Annotated in this window: 18 protein-coding genes; 9 read left to right on the forward strand and 9 right to left on the reverse strand. The window is 68.0% G+C overall.

Annotated features, from left to right (window positions below):
* Positions 1-23: 23 nt before the first annotated feature.
* Positions 24-665: a class I SAM-dependent methyltransferase gene (locus tag ABNQ38_RS06685; protein ID WP_377806356.1), complete on the reverse strand. Its 642-nt coding sequence runs from the start codon at positions 663-665 to the stop codon at positions 24-26.
* A 42-nt stretch (positions 666-707) separates the two neighbouring features.
* On the reverse strand, positions 708-1,802 hold the full coding sequence (locus ABNQ38_RS06690) for a 3-oxoacyl-ACP synthase III family protein (RefSeq protein WP_377806357.1): 1,095 nt from the start codon (positions 1,800-1,802) through the stop codon (positions 708-710).
* A gap of 252 nt (positions 1,803-2,054) precedes the next feature.
* Between ABNQ38_RS06690 and ABNQ38_RS06695 the strand changes: the two genes are divergently transcribed.
* The 4 genes from ABNQ38_RS06695 to ABNQ38_RS06710 are packed head-to-tail and all read left to right on the forward strand — an operon-like array spanning position 2,055 to position 5,018.
* Positions 2,055-2,819: an SDR family NAD(P)-dependent oxidoreductase gene (locus ABNQ38_RS06695; protein WP_377806358.1), complete on the forward strand. Its 765-nt coding sequence runs from the start codon at positions 2,055-2,057 to the stop codon at positions 2,817-2,819.
* An 8-nt stretch (positions 2,820-2,827) separates the two neighbouring features.
* The gene (locus tag ABNQ38_RS06700) at positions 2,828-3,457 is read left to right on the forward strand and encodes a Rieske 2Fe-2S domain-containing protein (protein ID WP_377806359.1); all 630 of its coding nucleotides are present in this window, start codon (positions 2,828-2,830) and stop codon (positions 3,455-3,457) included.
* The gene (locus ABNQ38_RS06705; protein ID WP_377806360.1) at positions 3,454-4,458 is read left to right on the forward strand and encodes an RHO alpha subunit C-terminal catalytic domain-containing protein; all 1,005 of its coding nucleotides are present in this window, start codon (positions 3,454-3,456) and stop codon (positions 4,456-4,458) included. Before ABNQ38_RS06700 ends, ABNQ38_RS06705 begins: the two co-directional genes overlap by 4 nt.
* Positions 4,455-5,018, forward strand: a complete 564-nt coding sequence (locus ABNQ38_RS06710) for a GNAT family N-acetyltransferase (protein ID WP_377806361.1) — start codon at positions 4,455-4,457, stop codon at positions 5,016-5,018. The genes ABNQ38_RS06705 and ABNQ38_RS06710 overlap by 4 nt, the downstream gene beginning before the upstream one ends.
* A 39-nt stretch (positions 5,019-5,057) precedes the next feature.
* Here ABNQ38_RS06710 and ABNQ38_RS06715 read toward each other — a convergent pair whose 3' ends face one another.
* Complete coding sequence (locus ABNQ38_RS06715; protein WP_377806362.1) at positions 5,058-5,654, reverse strand: LysR family transcriptional regulator; 597 nt, start codon at positions 5,652-5,654, stop codon at positions 5,058-5,060.
* Between the two features lie 196 nt (positions 5,655-5,850).
* Here ABNQ38_RS06715 and ABNQ38_RS06720 point away from each other — a divergent pair, with 196 nt between their 5' ends.
* A complete protein-coding gene (locus tag ABNQ38_RS06720; protein ID WP_377806363.1) occupies positions 5,851-6,528 on the forward strand; it encodes an L-2-amino-thiazoline-4-carboxylic acid hydrolase in 678 nt (225 codons plus the stop codon).
* A 33-nt stretch (positions 6,529-6,561) separates the two neighbouring features.
* Here the strand turns inward: ABNQ38_RS06720 and ABNQ38_RS06725 are convergent, their stop codons facing one another.
* From ABNQ38_RS06725 to ABNQ38_RS06740, 4 genes are all read right to left on the reverse strand, one after another.
* A complete protein-coding gene (locus ABNQ38_RS06725; protein ID WP_377806364.1) occupies positions 6,562-7,857 on the reverse strand; it encodes a DUF1501 domain-containing protein in 1,296 nt (431 codons plus the stop codon).
* A 14-nt stretch (positions 7,858-7,871) separates the two neighbouring features.
* The gene (locus ABNQ38_RS06730) at positions 7,872-9,476 is read right to left on the reverse strand and encodes a DUF1800 domain-containing protein (RefSeq protein WP_377806365.1); all 1,605 of its coding nucleotides are present in this window, start codon (positions 9,474-9,476) and stop codon (positions 7,872-7,874) included.
* Between the two features lie 87 nt (positions 9,477-9,563).
* Complete coding sequence (locus tag ABNQ38_RS06735; protein WP_377806366.1) at positions 9,564-10,682, reverse strand: aromatic ring-hydroxylating dioxygenase subunit alpha; 1,119 nt, start codon at positions 10,680-10,682, stop codon at positions 9,564-9,566.
* 77 nt (positions 10,683-10,759) lie between these two features.
* Positions 10,760-11,911 carry a sialidase family protein gene (locus ABNQ38_RS06740; RefSeq protein WP_377806367.1) on the reverse strand — a complete coding sequence of 384 codons (1,152 nt, stop codon included), beginning with the start codon at positions 11,909-11,911 and terminating at the stop codon, positions 10,760-10,762.
* A 212-nt stretch (positions 11,912-12,123) separates the two neighbouring features.
* Here ABNQ38_RS06740 and ABNQ38_RS06745 point away from each other — a divergent pair, with 212 nt between their 5' ends.
* Positions 12,124-13,173 carry a hypothetical protein gene (locus tag ABNQ38_RS06745; protein WP_377806368.1) on the forward strand — a complete coding sequence of 350 codons (1,050 nt, stop codon included), beginning with the start codon at positions 12,124-12,126 and terminating at the stop codon, positions 13,171-13,173.
* On the opposite strand, the gene ABNQ38_RS06750 is transcribed toward ABNQ38_RS06745, so the two are convergent.
* Positions 13,146-14,096: a glycosyltransferase family 2 protein gene (locus tag ABNQ38_RS06750; protein ID WP_377806369.1), complete on the reverse strand. Its 951-nt coding sequence runs from the start codon at positions 14,094-14,096 to the stop codon at positions 13,146-13,148. The two genes, ABNQ38_RS06745 and ABNQ38_RS06750, sit on opposite strands and share 28 nt — an antisense overlap.
* Before the next feature lie 37 nt (positions 14,097-14,133).
* The gene (locus tag ABNQ38_RS06755) at positions 14,134-16,509 is read right to left on the reverse strand and encodes a glycosyltransferase (protein ID WP_377806370.1); all 2,376 of its coding nucleotides are present in this window, start codon (positions 16,507-16,509) and stop codon (positions 14,134-14,136) included.
* A gap of 354 nt (positions 16,510-16,863) precedes the next feature.
* On the opposite strand from ABNQ38_RS06755, the gene ABNQ38_RS06760 reads away from it, so the two are divergent.
* From ABNQ38_RS06760 to ABNQ38_RS06770, 3 genes are read left to right on the forward strand one after another with little or no spacing between them, the layout of a single operon-like run.
* On the forward strand, positions 16,864-17,454 hold the full coding sequence (locus ABNQ38_RS06760) for an NUDIX hydrolase (protein ID WP_377806371.1): 591 nt from the start codon (positions 16,864-16,866) through the stop codon (positions 17,452-17,454).
* Positions 17,455-17,513: 59 nt separating this feature from the next.
* Entirely contained in the window at positions 17,514-18,176 is a 663-nt protein-coding gene (locus ABNQ38_RS06765) for a class I SAM-dependent methyltransferase (protein WP_377806372.1), read from the forward strand.
* Positions 18,177-18,214: 38 nt separating this feature from the next.
* Positions 18,215-18,544, forward strand: a complete 330-nt coding sequence (locus tag ABNQ38_RS06770; RefSeq protein ID WP_377806373.1) for a hypothetical protein — start codon at positions 18,215-18,217, stop codon at positions 18,542-18,544.
* The last annotated feature ends 6 nt before the right edge of the window (positions 18,545-18,550 follow it).

Below are 18,550 nucleotides of genomic sequence, written 5' to 3' on the forward strand. Positions count from 1 at the left end.
TGGGAGCGGGATATACAAGAACTTCAGAGTATCCAGCCAGGTTCATAAGTGATGAACCAAACCCCTCGCGAAAGAGCGTCACTCCACCGGGAGGGTATGACGACTATATTGTTCCCATAGACTTTTCCGAATTTCTCCATCCACCAGGCTTCTGAATTGTTCCAGTAACTCTGGTATGGCGAAATCCAGCCCTCATCTTTCTCGCGGATTGACACCGGGAACTGATGGAAGCCCAGGCCACGGCAGACTCTCCGGCATTCCATCAGCATCGCTTCAATACCAGCTTCCGTGAAATGCTCGATAGAACCGATCGAAAAGACAAAATCGAAATAATTGTTTTCATAAGGAAGACATGTGGCATCCGCCACCCGGGCTCGACTTTCAGGAATGCCGCGGGCGTAAGCCCGTTCAATCAGAAGATTTGAGATATCACATCCGTGATACTCCAAGTCTTCGAATCTCTGCAGGAAATCATACGTGCGCCCAGTACCGCAGGCGATGTCGAGAACCCGCCCCTTACGCGCACCCATAAGAATCTGAATTTCAGTCCATACATTTCCAACACCCCATGTCTCAAGGACATCGGCAAAAGCGGGATCGAAGTATATATCAAGATCCTGCTTCAGGCCCGGCCGCATAGACTCGGAAACGACTTGCTCTTCCATAAACACTTCTCCTTGGGAGAAACTGATAATTTTAGGTATCTATTATACCGCCAGTACCGGATACCCTTCGGGCAAATCCACCACCTGCGGCCCCGGCATCGGTCCCAGCTCCGCCACCATAGCGCCCCAGGACCAGCCCACCCCGAAGCCGGCCATCAGCGTCTTGACCGGCCCGGACGCCAGCTGTGCCCCCATGCTGTGGCAGATCGCCAGCGGGATGGAAGCCGAGCTGGTGTTGCCGAAACCCTGCATGTCGATGATGAACTTCTCCGCCGGCGCTTTGATGCGCTTGCGCAGATGCTCCAGCATGAAGGCGTTGGCCTGATGCAGGACGAAGCGATCGATGCCGTCAACGTCGGTGCCGGCATGGTCCATCGCCTCGCGCAGAAGCGGCGGCACGGCGCGGAGTGTGAAGGAGAACACCTCCGCCCCGTTCAGCGTCAGGCGAGAATCGCGTTCCAGTTGGGCGGCGGCCTCCTCGTCGGCGATCCGGCCTTCCGTGCCGACCGGCGGGATCAGGCTATGGCGCTTGCCGCCGGCCTTGACGAAGATATGCGGCGCGCCGGCGCCATCGGTGCCGATCACCACCGGAATGGGCGGGGCCGCCGGATCGACCTCCAGCGCGGTGGCCGATCCGGCATCGCCGAACAGGGGCAGGGTGGCGCGGTCCTGGGGGTGCAGGTGACGCGTCGGGTTGTCGCCGCACAGCACCAGCGCGCGGCGGGCCGACGACCCGCCCAGCAGCTTCGCCGCGATCCACAGGCCGTAGACATAGCCGGAGCAGCCCAGCGGCACGTCGAAGGCCGCCGCGCTGGTCGGCAGCCCCAGCCGGTGCTGCATGATGCAGGCGGTGGCCGGCAGCACGTAATCGGCGTCTTGCGAGACGAAGACCAGCACCTCCACCGTCGCCGGATCCCAGTCCAGCTGCTGCATCAACCCCTCCGCCGCGGCGAGGCAGAGGTCCGACGCGCAGTAGGGCGGCGGCAGCACGCGGCGCTCCTGCACGCCGATGGTGGCGGCCAGCTTCTTCGCTTCCTCCACCGTGAACATGCCGGGGTCCTCGACGAAGGAATGGCGCTGGGGCGGCACCACCGCGCGCAGGCCGGCGATCCGGATGCCGTCGATGATGGCTTTCATGGCTGTCCTGTCCTTCGCGTGTTCAAGGGCCCGGCAGGGGCCTTTTCGGAAACCGGTGTCCGGCACCATAGCGCAGAGTGGCGGGCAACTGGTTTCCAGATCCTTGATTTCAGACAATAGCAGTGTCCGGCGCCCTGGACGGAGCTTGGGCAAGCCCCATCCGCCGCCCATCGAAAAAGCCGCAGCCGGAGGCGGAACGCGCCTGTGCTATGGTCCGCATCCCGACACGCCACCAACCTGGATTTCCCCGCCATGACAGCCGTCTACAACCCCATGGACCTGACCGGCCGCCGCATCCTGGTGACCGGGGCGTCGGCCGGGATCGGCCGGGCGACGGCGGTGGTGCTGGCGAAGCTCGGCGCAAGGCTGGTGCTGAACGGCCGCGACGAGGAACGGCTGGCCGAGACGGCGGACCGGCTGGAAGGAGACGACCACGCCATCGCCCCCTTCGACCTGTCAGATCTGGAAGCGGTGCCCGGCTGGGTGAAGGGGCTGTGCGCCGACGATTCACCCTTCGATGGCATCGCGCACTGTGCCGGCATCCAGACCCTGCGGCCGATCCGCATCTTCTCCGCCGCCTTCTTCGACGAGGTGATGCGGGCCAATCTGGGCAGCGCGTTGGCGCTCGCCCGCGGGCTGCGGCAGAAGGGGTGTCATGCCGAGCGGGCGGCAATCGCGCTGATCTCCTCCACCGCCGCGACGGCGGCCTCGCCCGGCAACGTCGTCTATGCCGCCAGCAAGGGCGGCATCATCGCCGCCACCAAGGGACTGGCGGTGGAGCTGCTGAGCGACGGCATCCGCGTCAATTGCGTGGTTCCCTCCATTGTCGAGACCGAGCTGATCGAGCGCGGCAAGCAGAAGCTGACCGCCGAACAGTACGAGCATCTGCGCACGCTGCAGCCGCTGGGCTTCGGCCATCCCGACGACATCGCCCACATGATCGCCTATCTGCTCGCCGACACCAGCCGCTGGATGACCGGGTCCATCGTCACGGTGGACGGCGGCCGCACCGCCTGAGGCCCGCAATGCAGAACGGCTCTCCCGAAACCTGCTGGTTCCACCTCTGCATGGCGGCCGACCTCGCCGGCCCCAACGCCTTCGTCACCACGCGGGTGGGGACGGTGCCGCTGGTGGCGCAGAACATCAAGGGGCGGGTGGTCGCCTTCCGCAACGTCTGCACCCACCGCTTCGCCGTGATCCATGGCGAGCCGTCGGGCTGCGGTCCGCTGCGCTGCCCCTATCACGGTTGGAGCTTCGACGCCGACGGCGTGCCGGTGGGCCTGCCCTTCAACCCGACCGACTTCCAGCTGGAGGCGGAGGGGCGCCGGCGGCTGGCCTTGCATCCGGCCTCTCTGGCCCGCTGCGGCCGGCTGGTCTTCATCCGGGTGGCGGCCGACGGCCCATCGCTGGAGGAGGAGTTGGGTGCGGACCTGTTCGCCCGGCTGGCCGCCCTGTCGGACGTCTTTCCCCGCCGCGGCGACACGGTGGAGCCGGCAGAGGACTGGGAGACGATCGAAGCCGCCAACCTGCGCATCCATCTGGCGCCAGACGGCGTGCTGGTCCTGCACAGCGCCGCGCCAGACGGCGCAGACAGCCGCTTCTCCCGCACCACCGCCTTCTATTCCGCCACCGCCGATGCGGAGCAGCCGGCATGAGCGCGCATCCCGTCCAGAGCATCGTCCCCGAAGACGGTGCCTTCCTGCCCCACAGCCATTTCTGGACCGAAGAGGCTTTCGTCCAGGAACGCGAGCGGGTCTTCGGCCGCTGCTGGCTCTATATGGGCGTGTTCGACGACACGAACGTCCTGACCGCCGAGATGGCCGGTCTGCGCTTCGAATTGCACCGCCGCGGCGAGGCGATGGGTGGCGAGGCGATGGAGGGCGTTTGCCGCGACGGGGAACGGGTGCGGCCCTTGCAGATCGACCGCTGCGGCGCCCTGGTCTTCGCCCGCGTGGCACGAGAGGGTGGCCCGACTCTGGCCCAGCATCTCGCCCCCTATGGCGAGCGGCTGGCGATGATGTCGGCCAACTGCCTGAACCCGCAGGCTCCCGTCGGCATCGCCTTCCAGGCCAACTGGAAGGCGCTGGTCGAGAACACGATGGACGACTTCCACGGTTCCACCGTCCATCCCGACACCATCCACCCTGCCGTACATCCCGACTGGCAGAACCACCTCGTCACCGAACGGCACGGCGCCAACAGCGATTCCCGCTGGCTGCTGGCCGACGGCACCGCCGGCTGGTGGGAGAAGCTGGACGCCAAGCTGCGCATGCGCCGCTTTGCCGATGAACCCGTCTACCGCCACACCTTCATCTTCCCGAACTTCTATCTGGCGACCTTCTACGGCGCCACGGTGATCCCGCACCGGGTCGATCCCATCGCCCCCGACGCTTCGGTCCTGCGGTGGCAGCTGTTCCTTCCCACCACCCGGCTGGAGACGGCGCGCGAGCAGGCCTTCCACCGCTCCACCGCCACCTATCTGATCGAGTCCGCCGGCACCGTGATCGCCGAGGACCGCCCGGTCTGCGAGGCGGTGCAGCAGGGCCGGCCGGGCATCGCCGATCTTCCCCACATGACCGGCATCTATGGCCGGCGCGAACGCCGCATTCTCGACTTCCATCAGGCGATGCTGCGCCAACTGGGAGAGGCTGCATGAGCGGAACGCTCACCTTCATCGAGCCGACGGAGGACCACGCCGAACTTATGCTCGACTGGCGCACGCGGCCCGACATTGCCGGCCAGATGCTGAGCGTCGTGCCCTATGACGTGGAGCGGCAGAAGGCGTGGTTGCGGCGCTGCGCGGAACGGGACGACTATGTCCACCGCATCCTCTGCGTCGACGGCGTGCCGGCCGGCCACGTCTCCATCACCATCACCGAGCCGGAATGGCGGATCGCCACCTTCGGCGTGCTGATGGGCGAGCGGGCAGGGCGGACGGGGGCGGCTCCGCTGAACTTCGCCTACATGCTGAACCACGTCTTCTTCACGCTTGGGCTGCGCAAGGTGGTGAACCACATTATGGGCACCAACAGCCCCCGCCTGCTGAAAGGCCAGCCGCTGATCGGCTACCGCCCGGTCGGCGTGCTGAAGCGCCAGGTGGTGAAAGACGGCCAGGAGATCGACCTGCACATCTTCGAAATGCTGGCCGAGGACTGGCTGGCGGTGCGCGACCGGTTCAGGGTCTATCAGGACATGGACGGGCGGGAGTGGCGGTAGGGAAGCTTTCCGATTTCGAGCGCAACGCGCATGGATCGGTCATGCTTCAATTTTTACCAGGAGAGCCCGCACCAGGGTGAATTCGCGGCAGCGGGCAAGGCCGGGCCAGACCACCAGCGAGGCCTTCTCGTGGTTTCCGAAGCCGGGTGCAAGTTCCAGCACTTCGGCATGCAGGCCAGGATAGGGACCAGAACCCGGACGGAGCAGGGCATCGAGACGGCCGGCAAGAAGATCGGCCAGATCGTCGGTCGTCACCGCCCGCACATAGTCGGGCGGGCGCTTCGAGCCGGCGAGGTGGGCGAGCAGGCGGTCGGGCTCGTCACTCAGGGCCGGCGAGATGCCAAGGCGGAGCGGCTTCGTCTTCAAGGCCTTCGCGACCGTGTCGCTGGCCTTCGACAGCCGTTCAAATGCCGCCGCGACTTCCGGCAGCAAGGCTTCGCCCTGCGCGGTGAGGATCAGGCTGCGGTGCAGGCGTTGAAACAACGGCACACCGAGCGCCTGTTCCAGGTGCTTCACCTGCTGGCTGACGGCGCCGGGCGTGACGGAGAGTTCCATCGCGGCGGCCTTGAAGCTCAGGTGGCGGCCGGCGGCCTCGAAGGCACGCAATCCGTTCAGGGGCGGCAGGCGATGGCTCATGGGTACGGATCCGGGCATGAGGTTGGCAGCTTCAGAATAGGAAAACTCTTCCAGACAGTCAGAAACAATCGGTTGAGCGGGTCCCCGGCATGCGGGAGAAAACATGCACCGGCGACGCCTTCAGAACGATCGTCATGAAGCATGCCAGCATCGATTCCGAAGCCGCTTTCAACCGGATTTACCGGAGAGGCATCCAATGGCTGAGATCATCCACCCCTTTTACGAGTCGAATCGCGATGTAATGGAAGCCGCCATGCGCCATCGCCTCGACCTTGTCGAAGCGACGCTCTGCGAGCACGCGTATCTTTCCGACATCGATGGGATCAGGCCGGAGGTGATGGACGAGTTCGAAATCGTGCTGGCACAAATGCCCTATGTCGGAGGCACGGCAAATCGCATGAGCGACTTCTTCATGCGTCTCATGGGTTTCATGGCAATCAGCCGGGTGCTCCGGCGACATGGCCTGCCAGTGTCCATAATCGGCGAAATCGAACGAGAAACCTACAAGGCGCAACTGCTCACCATGCCCGAAGCGGAACGCCTCGCCTTGGGCCGTGAATTCATGTCCTCAGAGAATCAGGCCGTGCTGCGAGAACAGGCTGAAAAAAGCCACCAGAAGGAATTTCCAGGAGATTTCGTCTACGATTTCGTGGAGCCCTCCCCAGATGGGGAATTTGAATTTGGCATAGATTACAAGGTATGCGGCTTTTGTGAATTCGCAGACCAGCACGGAGATAAAGAGATATTGGCGAATATCTGCGGCCTTGATTTCGACGCCTACGCAACGCGAGGCATCCACTTGGAAAGGACACAAACGTTGGCTGGCGGCGCGAATCACTGCAATTTCCGATTCTCGCGGCTCTCATTCGAATAGATCGGATCGCACCGCCCCCGGCTGGAAGCGCACTCACCCCCGCAGCACCCCCAACGGCGCCTCCTGGAAGCCCGGAAAGCCGCGCACCGCCGGCGGACCGATCAGCTCCGACAGCACCGTCCGGTAATCGGTGGTGACCGCCAGATCGACGCCGCGGTCGAGCTGGTGGCTGGCCAGCCCCGGCCAGCGGCCCAGCATGCGCCCGCCCGCCACCCGGCCGCCCAGCACCAGCATGGCGCCGCCATGGCCGTGGTCGGTGCCCTGGCTGCGGTTGCCGCGCAGGCGCCGGCCGAACTCGCTCATCACCACCACCGTCAGGTCGTACTCATAGCGCCGGGTGTCGGCATGGAAGGCGGCGAGGGCCCGCGACAACTGGCCGACGGCATTGGCGAAACGCCCCTGCTGGTTCTCGTGGGTGTCCCAGCCGCCGACATCGATGCAGGCCGCTTGCAGGCCAATCTCCATCTTCAGCATGCGGGCGACCGTCTGCAACGCCCGCCCGGCCTCGGTCTCCTCATAGACGGCCCCGCCCTCCGCGTCATAGGCGGCGACCTTGCCGTCGGTCCCGCGCGGCAGCCGGCCGTCGACCGCCGACAGCCCGTCGAGCGCCGCCCGAGCCGCCCGCTCATAGGCGCCGTCGCCCTGCCGGGACAGCGCCGCCAGCACCGCCGCCGCCTGCGGCCCGCCGGGAGGGGCCAGCCCACCGCGCAGGTCGGGCACGGCAAGCGCGCCGCCCAGCCCCGCCAGGGCAGCGGCCGGAGCGGCGGCGGTGCCGATGGCAGGAACCCGTCCTTGCTCCCCCTGACCATGCCCGCCCTCGCCAAGCCAGCGGGCGACCCAGCCGCTGCCGGTGCGGGCGAGATCCTCCTCGCGGGCGATGCCGCGCTCCATCAGGTCCTGGGCGACGAAATGGCTGCGGGTGCCGTCGGTCAGCCCGACCGCATGGACGATGGCGAGCCGCCGGGCGGCATAAAGCTCCGCCAGCGGGGCGGCGTCCGGATGCAGGCGGAAGTCGAGGCCCGGCGCCAAAGTCTGTTCCAGCCGGATGCCCGCCTTCGGCCCCTCCGCCATCACCCGCAGCTCCGGCGTCCGCGCGGCGCGATAGTCGGGGTCGTCGGCCGGCGCCACCAGCGCCAGCATGTCCGCCCCGCCGCGCAGGAACACCACCACCAGCGTGCCGGCCCCCAGCATCCCGACCGGCGCCTCGACAGATTTATCGGCGGCAAAGGCAAGGCTGCGGACACCGGGCAGCCCCGTCAGACTGCCCCCGGCCAACCCGAAGCCGACCGCCAGTCCGCCCCGCATCACAGTGCGGCGAGAGATCGCCATGGCTCAAACCTCCCTCAGCGTTGGTTGAAGCGCGGCGCCATCGCCACGAAGGCGGCGACCCGCCGCAGCCGGTCGTCGCCGGCCTTCGTGCCGGGCGTCAGCATCGCGTCGGCCGCCAGCCCCATGCCGGTCAGGATGGCGGCGGTGGTCGCCGGCTCCGGCACGCCGCCATGCAGGATCCCCTGCCAGCGGTCGACCGCCGCCGCGGCCGGCAGCGGGGCCGGGAAGCGGGCGGCAAGATCGATGGCCCCGGTCTCCCAGCGGTTCTCCGCCAGCCCGAGCAGCAGCGCCCAGCGCCGGCGCATGGCGGCAGCCCCCAGCCACGCCTCCATGCGGTCGGGATGGCCGGTCGGGGCGGGCCAGCCGAACAGCCGCTGGCCGCTGCCGTCCAGTTCGCCCAGCAGGGGGTTGGTGGCGGCGAGATCGATGCCGGCACCGCGGGCGAAGGAGGCGACCAGCTCCAGCGGGCGCTTCACCTTGGCGTCGCGGATTTGCTCGAAGTCGGCCGACAGCGCGATGGCGCGGACGACGCGGGCGATCTGGTCCGGCTTGCTCCGGTTCTCCGTCCACACCCGCGCTGCCAGGGCGACCAGCCCGGCCGGCGGGTCATCGGCCACCAGCCGGCGGCACAGCGCGGTGCAGACATGGCGGGCCGTTGCCGGATGGTCGGCGACGAGGTCGAGCACGCGGTGCCCATCGGCCATCGGCGACTGGAAGGGGTCGAACTCCCGCCCCAGCACCCGCTTCTGGTAGCCGTCGTGCCAGCCCTCGACATAGGTGAAGTGGCCGGTCACCGGCAGCTTGGCGTCGCCGCCCAGCCCGGCGCCGTCCTCCAGCGTCCAGCCGGTGAAGGCCCGGGCGGCCTCGTAGACATCCTGGTCGATATAGCCGTCGGGCGTGCCGCGCACGGCCCCCGGCACGTCGCGCCAGCGGTTGTACAGCGCGTTCAGATAGGCGCCGCTGCCCAGCGTGTGCAGCTCGAACAGCTCGCGGGCGTAATTCTCGTTGGCGCTGCCGGCGCGGGACGAACGGTTGTTCAGATAGACCTGCATGGCGCTGCTGGTCGCCACCGCCTCCAGGAAGGCGCGGAAATTGCCCAGCGCATGGCGGTGGATGACGTCGCGGTCATAGACCGGCAGCGCGGCGGCCACCGCCGGCTCGCCCGCCGCATTGACGTTGAAATGGTTGTGCCAGAAATCGACCAGCACCTCGCGCAGCTGCCAGCGGCTGTGGACGGCGCGGATCAGGGTGGCAGCGGCCACTTCCAGCCGCGGCCTCTGCCGCTCCGGCCCGGCGACCGCCGGACGGTTGGCAGCCAGCGGCCACAGCGCCTCGATCGGCTGGCCCAGGCAGGCCAGCGGCCGGTCCTCGTCCACCGCCTCCCAGCCGTCCCCGGCCGGATAGCGGATGCGCAGCTTCGCCTCGGCGAGATGGCGCGCGACATCCGGGTCGTCACGGCCATCGGAGGAAAGATCGGGGGAAAGCTGCCAGTCGAGCCAGCGGGCCAGCCAGTCGGGACGGCTGGTGTCGGCGTCATCGGCGCCGGATTCCGCAGCTCGCGGACCGAAGGCAAGCCGGTTGAGAACAACGGCAGGGGGAATTGTCATGGTGCCGCCCATGGTGGATGAACCTCCGACGACCAAGCCCCCCACCTGATGGTGCCAGACTCTCTGCCCCCCGGACAGCGACAAAAAGCGGGAGGGACGTCAGCCCATCATTCCCTGCCACGCCGCGTGGAACTGCTGGATGCGTTCCTCGTTCAGGCCGAGCACCGCCGGGCGGTCCGTCTGCCGGCAGCCCCGGAAGGCCAGTTCCGACGCCTCCTGGTCCTCGCGCAGCAGGGCGACGTTGAGGTCGCGAGCCCCCTCCTCGATCAGGCGGCGGGCGGCGGGACCGCCCCTGCCGGCATCGCCGTCCGGATCGGCCAGGAACAGCCGGAGGCCCAGCGCGCAGCGGTCGGGCCCGAGCGGATCATAGGTCTGGACGCTCATCACAGCACCACGGGTGAAGCCGATCTCCAGGTTGGGGAAGATGTGCAGGTGGTCGTACTCGCGCAGAAGCGGGCTGGGGCGGAAGCCCAGCCGCTCCGACACGCCGTCCCACCAGCGGGCGCTCCTGTCCGACACCGACGTGACGCCGCGGGAATGGACGCCGTCGTAATCGCAGCGCCAGTCGCCCTTCACCAGCTTGCGGAAGGTAGTCGGGTGGGTGAGGTCGGCATGGTAGACCTCCAGCACGCTCTCCACCCCCATCTTCCAGTTGGCGGCCCACTCCATCGACCGCTCGTCGAAGGGGCGGACGAAGATCTCCGAGGCGTGGCGCAGCACGTCGGCGTAGACGCCCAGCCAGTCGTCGAGATCCGGCCCCTCCGCCGCCACCCGCAGGAAGACGAAGCGCCCGCACACCCCGACCGCCACCGGGGTCAGGGCACGGCCGCAGCGGCCCTCGCGGTCGAGACCGAAATTCGCCTCGTTGCCGGGGATGCCATAGGGCACGCCATCGCGGTCGAAGGTCCAGCCATGATAGCCGCAGCGCAGCATGCCGTTGCCGCGCGGCTCCCGGTGGATCATGGCGAAGCGGTGGGTGCAGACATTGCGGAAGCCCCGCAGCGCCCCGTCGAAATTCTGCACCAGCACGTCCAACCCGCCGATGCGCCGGGTCAGGTAGTCGTTGGGCCGGGCGAGGTCGTCGGTGAAACCGGCGAAGACCCAGGACCGGCGGAAGACCCGCTCCTCCTCCGCCCGGAAAATCTCCGGATCGTGGTAGGCGGCGGGATCGATGCCGGGAACGGCCTTGGCGGCGGCGAAGGGGAGGGTGCTTTCCATGATGCAGGAAGGGTAGCCCGCGCTCCGCCGGCCGGTCCAGGGTACAGCGGGTCGCAGGATGCACTCTCCCAGTCCTTTCACGGCCGGAACAGCGTCGCCTCGATGCCGCGCAACCCCGTGGCGTCGCAGATGTAATAGGCGACCATGGCGCGGCCGTCCGGCAGCACGGCCGCCCAGGGATAACCCAGGTCCGGCGCCGGTCCGTCGTCGCGCAGCACCAGCTCCGTCCCCTCGTCCGGCTGCTGGCGGCGCGGGTCGTAGAGGCGGGCGCGCACGCCGTAGGGCGCATGCCGGTAGCCGCCGACGAGCAGCAGCCGGCCGTCCGGCAGCGGGCAGGCATCATAGGGATGGCCGACCACCGCATGGCGCCGCCACGGCTCCCAGCTGTGGCCCATGTCGGTGGAGCGCGAGGTCGCCAGATGGTCGTCCAGCCCGGTGGTGCGGTGGAAGGCGTGCAGCACCCCATCGGCGTCCAGATGCAGCGCCGTCTCGCAGAAGCCGGCCCTGGCCTCGACATCGATGGCGATGATCGCCCGGTGGACCCAGCTCTCGCCCCGGTCGGTGGAGGCGAAGAGATGGCTGGCATAGGTGCCGGTGGAGGGGTGGTGGGTGTAGCCGGTCTGCAGGATCGTGCCGTCCGGCGCCTCCACCGCCCGGCCGCGCACCGCACCGCCGTAAAAGGGCCGCCGGCCCGGCACGATGTCGGGATGGCCGGGCAGGGGGGGCAGATCGCGGTGCGGGGTCCAGTTGCGTCCGCCATCGTCGCTGTGCCGGCTGTAGCCGCCCCAGAACAGGTAGAGGTCGCCGGTCTTAAGTGGGCTTCCCGCCAACCCGAACCCCAGGGCCCGCAGCGCCTCGCCATCCGCCGCCGGCACCGGGTACCAGCGGAAGCCGGTCAGCAGGATGCGGCCGTCGCGAAGGGTGAGCAGGCTGGCGTCCTGGTCGGCCGCCTGCGGATCGGGGGGCAGGGCCGTTTCCTCCCCCAGCGGCTCCGCATCGGGGCCGAGCCGCAGCAGGACGGTCTGCGACCGCGAATTGAGATGGTCGACATGGTTGAAGCCGGTCTCTCCCGCCCGGAACGTAGCCCCGCGCAGCCAGCGATGGTCGCGGGCCCGCCGGAAGGCCAGCAGCACCGCCCCCTCCTGTCCCGCCGCGGTCGGGGTCAGCGACGGGAAGGACGCATAGAAACGCGGGTCGCGGTACAGCACGCGATGTTCGACACCGGTCATGGCCATCGGGTTCCCCTGCCTCCTTCGTTCCTGAAAAGGCCGTCCGCCTTACAGACCTGCTCTTTATAAAGCCGCTCCCATCCCCCCATAACCCGCGACGTCGTGCCTCAGCAGCATACCGGCGTGAAGGGGCAGATGCGCCTTGAAAGGCCGCTACCCTTATGGAAAGTCTTCATTACGAACAATTCTCCTTTTACGCGGTGCCGCACCCAATGGCGTCCTCCTTCGTCCCCACCTCCGCCCCCGCTCCAGTCGGCAGCTTTCTGGACAATGTGAGGACGCGCATCGCCTCGCCGCGGGCCTATTGGCGAAAGGTGAAGGCGGATCCCCGCTACGCCATCTACGATATCCTGCCCATCGTCACCGATCCGGTCCTGCGCGACCGGCTGGCCACCCTGGTTGCGGCACGGCATCCGCGCACGCCCGGCTTCCACCCGTCGCTGGAGGCGCGGGACTGGTGCCGGACGCTGGAGAGGGACGGCATCACCCCGCTGCTGCCGCCGATCGACCCGGCCATCGCCGAGGATTTGCGCGCCTATTTCGAGAACGTCCCCTGCCATGATCCCTTCCGCCCGCATCTGGGCTGGTTCCGGCCCGACAGCCCGCCCAGCCCGGAGTCCAACATGGGCTATCACGGCATCGACCAGATCCTGCGCGCCCCCTATGTTCTGGATCTCTTCAACGATCCGCAGGTGCTGGAGACGGCGGAGCTGTATCTCGGCTGCAAGCCGATCCTCGACAACATCGGCTGCTGGTGGTCCTGGAGCGGGGAGAGCTTCGGCGGGCGCGACGCGGCCAAGGGCACCCAGCGCCACCACCGCGACCTGGACAGCCTGCGCGGCTTCAAGATCTTCTTCTACCTGACCGACGTGGACGAGGACGGCGGTCCGCATGTCTTCGTCAAGGGCAGCCACCGCAGCCGCCTGCTCTCCACCGGCCGCGCCCTGACCGACGCGCAGGTGGAGGCCGCCTTCGGCACCGCCGGCACGGTGACGATGACCGGCCCGGCCGGCAGCCGCTTCCTGGACGACACCTACGGCGTCCACAAGGACGCCCTGCCGCGGCGCGGCCGGCGCCTGCTGCTGTCCGGCCAATACAACGTCAACCGCACCCCCCACGGCCCGGCCGTCCCACCGCTCGCCAGGCGGACCAGGCGGGCTGGACCCTTTCGTGAACCAGATCTACCTGGCGCCCTGAAGAGAGCCGTATGGCGACCGGAGCCGGTCACGCGGCTTCAGTACATGTTCGACGCCGCCGCGTAGCCGAGCTGGTAGTAGAGGCTGGACATCGCCTGCAAACTGGCCGGGTCCAGCGTCTGCACGTCCAAGGTCATCAGCTTTTCCAGGCTGAGGCTGAAGTTCTGCGGCAGCTTGCGCAGGCCGTAGCGGCGGTGGGCGATATAGTCGGAGGTGCCCTGGAAGAACATCCGCCGCAGGACCCAGGGCTTGTTCAGCCGGTCGGGATGGATGCGGTGGGACACGCGCGCGTCGGGGACATAATAGACGGTGGCGCCGGCGGCGCGCAGGGCGGTGAACAGCATGCCCTCGCTCGACATCAGCCCATCGCCGCTGCGCCCCACATCGGTCGGAAAGCCGCCGCCGTCGAGCAGCCGCTTGCGGAAGGCGCAGTTGCCTTCGCCGAACCATTCGCCCGGCTTCAGGAAACGGGGCTCCGTGTCCCAGCCCCAGCGGCAGGAGAAGATGTGCAGCAACCCGTCGGTCAGCCAGTCCGGCCGGGGATGGCCGCCGAAATCGGGATCCACCTCGCCGGCAACCATGTCGACGCCGGGATCGGCGAAGGGCGCGACCAGCCCCTCCAGCCAGCCGGGAATGGCCTGCTCGTCATCGTCGATGAAGGCGACCAGCGGGGCGGCGGCCAAGGCGACGCCGCGGTTGCGGGCGAAGGCGACCCCGGCTTTCTCCTCCACCACGTAACGCAGGCTGGTCCCATGCCCGGCGAAGACGGGATGCCACCGCTCCACCACCGGCCGGGCGTCCTGCTGCGGGGCGTTGTCGATCACCAGGATTTCATGGGAAACGCCGTCGGCCTGCCCCATCAGGCTGGCCAGACAGAGGTCGAGCAGCTCCGGCCGCCGGTAGGTGCAGACGACCACGCTCACCGCAAGCTGGGAAGCCGCATGGAGGTCGGCGGATGGGAAACGGTCGGGCATGGACTGGTTGGGCATGAGGTATTCCCGGACAGGAAGAGCAGGTTCCGAATCGTCAATGATCGGCATGCACGATGCGCAGGTCCGGCAGGCCCCAGGCGGTCACACCCATATCCTTGGCCATCATTGCCAGCCCCTCCGTCTCGATGTAGCCGCGGTGGCTGTAGGGAGGGAAACACAGCCCCTCGCGATGAAGGTCCGCGCGCACCAGCAATGCCGTACCGCCCACCCCGTCCAGCGGCACGATGCCTTCGCCGGCGAAGGCATCCAGATAGAGTCGCCCGGCGCCGCGCGGCGGCTGGAAGATGCCGTCGACCAGATGGCGCGGATCCTCGCCGCCGCTCTCCTTCCCAGCCAATTGAAAGCTGTTGAGGTCGAAGGTCCGCCCGTCAGGCAGGACGCAGTGGGGAACGACGATGTCGCGGCCGGCGGCAAGCAGCCGGGCCAGCAGATCCGGCGGATACTCGACCAGATCGGCATCCAGCCACAGCACCCAGTCCTCGTCCTCCAGCGCGCCGGACAGCAGCCGGTTGCGCGAGCGCGCCAGCAGCTCCCGCCGCCGCCGCTGGATCTCCGGCGCCCAGCGTGGCCCCTCGGGCCGGAATCCGCAATCATGGCGCAGCAGGGTCACCCGGCGGCAGCGTTGCCGCAGTTCCGGCAGCCGGTCGGACAGCCAGTCATAGGTGCCGTCGCCGCTGTCCCCCTCCAGAAAGCCCAGCGACAGGCGGGACGGATCATGGGCGAGCCGGCCGAGCAACTCCAGGTAGCGCGGCAAATGGGGGACGGCATCCTTCACCGGGGTCAGCACCAGCACCTTGCCCTGCCGCGCCGCAACGGCGGCCGGGACAGGGACAGTCCGGCGGTAGGGCTCGACCGGCAGGCGCTTGCCCATTTCCTCCAGCACGGCACGACAGCGATCGCCGCTGAAGCGGGCGGAGGCCCCGCGCCAGTGAACATCGAAATGGGGGGCGGTGAAGGTGTTGCCGCCATGGACGACATAGGTGTAGAGCCGCGGCAGGTCCATGCGGACGACTCGGACGCTGCGGTACAGCTGCTCGACCACCGCCGTGTCCTCGCCGCGGCGAAGGGCGGGGTAGCGGGGCATCGCCGCCTTCTCGCACAGAAGCGAGCCTTCCCAGTCCCGTTCGGAGGACACCGCCAGCCGCTCCTCGGCCGGCCACCAGATCATCCAGCGGCCGAGCAGGCAGGCTTGGGCGTCGGCGCGGGCCAGCACCCGCTGCTGCATCTCCAGCCGGCAGGGGTCGTAGAGGTCGTCGTCGTCCCACTGGCAGACATAGCGGCCGGCCGCTTGGTCAACGGCGATGTTGCGCAGCTCACCCAGCGTGAGGCTGGCCGGCTGGGCACCGGATCGGTGGGCGGCACTCACCCGGACCAGGCGGATGTTCGGGCAAGCCGCGTCGCGGATGGCGCGCTCCAGCGGGTCGTCCTGCGGCAGCGCCGGGCTGTCGCAGACGATGACCAGTTCCCGGTTCGGATAGGTCTGGCGCTCGAAGCCTTCGATGGCAAACCGGAGCAGGCCGCTCCGCCCCCTGGTGACCATCAGGCAGGAGATCAACGGCGCCGCCTCCGTCCCGGCAACAGGGGAATGGGCCACCGTCGGGCGGTCCCCTTCCGGCCGCCCCCCTTCCGGCCGCCCGTCGGTCACCACCGCCGCGATCTGCCGGGGCAATTCGGCAGCGGGCCCGGCGCCGCGTTCAGCTGCACCGCGGAACCATGTCCCCTCCCAGTAATGGACGGCATAGGCTTCGCGCGTCGCCCGCTCCCAGAAGATTGGGTCGAACAAGCGGCGGCTCCAGCAATCGTCCTTGGTGACGGGGTAGAGCAGCTCCGGCGCCAGCACCGTCACCGCGGCCGGACCTTCCCCCGCATAGGCGGCGTGGGCGCGGGTCAGCAGGAAGGGGCCGGTGGCGTCCAGCACGTCGGGGCAATGCCGCGCCTCGACCAGCCGGTCCAGCAGATGGTCCCAGAAGGGATGGTCAGGAACGGAGGCGAGGAAGGAGGGGCAGAGAATGTGGGGAAGCCCGCGTTCCACCGCCTTGGCCAGCCGGCTATGCTCCTCCGGTTCCCGCCCGACGACGAAGCTTCGGCCCTCCAGCAGCCCATCGATCGGGCGCAGGCATTCGAAATCGAGGTCGGCATAGACCCCGCCGAAACGGCGCAGGATCAGGTAGCGCGCCAGATCGATCCGCGCGATGGGACCGGCATAACCCCGGAAGACCGGCAGCAGCGCCGGATGCTCCTCCGCGACGAAGCGCCCGATGTCGTCGTCGGTCCAGAACCGGTAGGTGAAACCGGGATTGCACCCGATCCAGCTGCGTTGCAGCGCCTGGAACTCCGGCGGGACGTCGCGTGTCTTCCAAGTCTGGTGGATCAGGCGCGGGATCGGGTCTTGGAGCAGTGAACCGGACAAAATTTGCATCGAAGATGGTTGCGCTTGCGCGAGAACGCATAAGCCACCCTGGCAAGATGGCTCAATGGAAATAAGGGCTCAGAAAGAATTGGACACATATTGTTTCATTCGACACACGCGCGCAAAGAAATCATCTGCGCTTCGTACCGCTCCCCAGGTTTTCGACATCGTACCTAGCTATTTCCCCCCTGGAATTTATCGCTCTGGTTGCTTTTCTTTCTGTATGATCTACTCTTCTTGGGACTAGGACGGGTCCGCTCCCTCCCCCTGAGGAGAACTGGACGCGGGCAGATGGCTGCTGGTAGGCCATCATCGGTAAGCCCTCCGACGTTCCCAGTGAAAGCGCCTCCCTCGATGCCCGGACATCGCCCCTACCGCCTGCACCGACCCTGGACCGTGCTGGGCAGCCGCGAGCTGCTCGACGCCGATCCGTTCCTGAGGGTGCGGGTCGAGACGGTGGAATTGCCGGACGGGCGGCGGATCGACGATTACTACCAGTTCGACCAGCCCTCCTTCGCCTGCATCTTCGCCGAGACGGAGGACGGGCGGATCGTCACCTACCGCCAGTATCGCCACGGCCCGCGCAAGGTCGGGCTGGTCTTCCCCGGCGGCCATCTGTCGCCCGGCGAGGAGCCGTTGGCGGCGGCCAAGCGCGAACTGATGGAGGAGACCGGGATGGAGGCGGCGGCCTGGACCGACCTCGGCGCCTACATCGTCAACGCCAACCAGGGCGGGGCCTGGTCGCACATGTTCCACGCCACCGGCTGCCGCCGGGTCGCCGATCCGGTTTCCGACGATCTGGAAGACACCGAGATCCTGTACCTGACCCGCGCGGAGCTGCTGGAGGCCATCGGCCGCGGCGAGATGCACCTGCTGACCCAGATCGCGCTGGTCAGCATGATCTGGCAGGCCGACATCGCCCGCGCGGTCTCCTCCCCCGGTTGACCGTCCCGCCGGCCGGCGCCTACAGTCCGGCTCGACCACCGGCAGGAGCCCGCCCTCTCATGTCCATGCCCTCCATGGAGGTTTTCCGGCACAATTACCATGAGCTGACGGATGTGGGCCGCGCTCTCTACATGGTGGCGGTCAAGCCCAAGTGGGACAAGCGCCAGCAGTTCTTCTTCGAGGGCTGCCGCGACCTGCCGGGCCAGATGTACGTCGCCGACCGCAAGGCCCTGTTCGAGGCGATCCTGAAGCGCAGGCCGCGCCAGTGCTTCGAGATCGGCACCTATCTGGGCGGCGGCAGCACCTATTTCCTGGCCTCCGCCTTCCGCCAGCTGGGTGCGGGGCAGGTGGTGACGCTGGAGGCGGAGCAGAACAACTACGCGCTCGCCGCCGGCTATTACGCCCGCTACCTGCCGGACCTGAACGCGCATGTGAAGTTCCTGCTGGGCGGCGACCCGGCGCTGTTCCTTCCCCACATCGACCCGGAGCAGGGGGTGGACAGCCTGTTCCTCGACGGCGGCAGCGACGGGGAGGCAACCTTCCGGCAGCTCCGCTTCTTCGAGCCGCACTGCCGCCCCGGCACGCTTCTGCTCGCCCATGACTGGGACACGGAGAAGCAGCGGCTGGTCCGCCCCTATCTGGAGAACTCCCCCGACTGGCAGCTCGACCAGTATATCGGCGAGCCGGACAGTGTCGGGTACGCCGCCTATATCCGCCGCTGATATCCTTTGCCGACGGCCTTCCAAAGAAGGACACCGCCATGCCCCACCATCGTCGCCGTCATCGTCCCCGCCGCACCGCCAGCCGCACCACCACCCTGGCCGCCCTCCTGTTGACCGGCGCCCTCACATCCCTGGCCGCGACACCGGCCGCGGCCGAGCCGATGAAGGGCCGCTACGAGCTGCGCTGCCAGGACCCGCAGACCCGGCAATGGACGGTCGCAGGCCAGGTGACCGACCCGGAAATCGTCGATCAGCCCGCATCGGATGGAAAAGCCGGCAGCCGCGTGGTGCGCGGCACCGGGGCGGACGGCAGGCCGGTGGCGCTGCCGATGCCGTCGGACCGCACCTGCATGCTCAGCGCCCGCTGACCGTCA

Source organism: Azospirillum sp. A29, assembly GCF_042604625.1.
In the GTDB taxonomy this organism is placed as follows: Bacteria; Pseudomonadota; Alphaproteobacteria; order Azospirillales; family Azospirillaceae; genus Azospirillum; species Azospirillum palustre.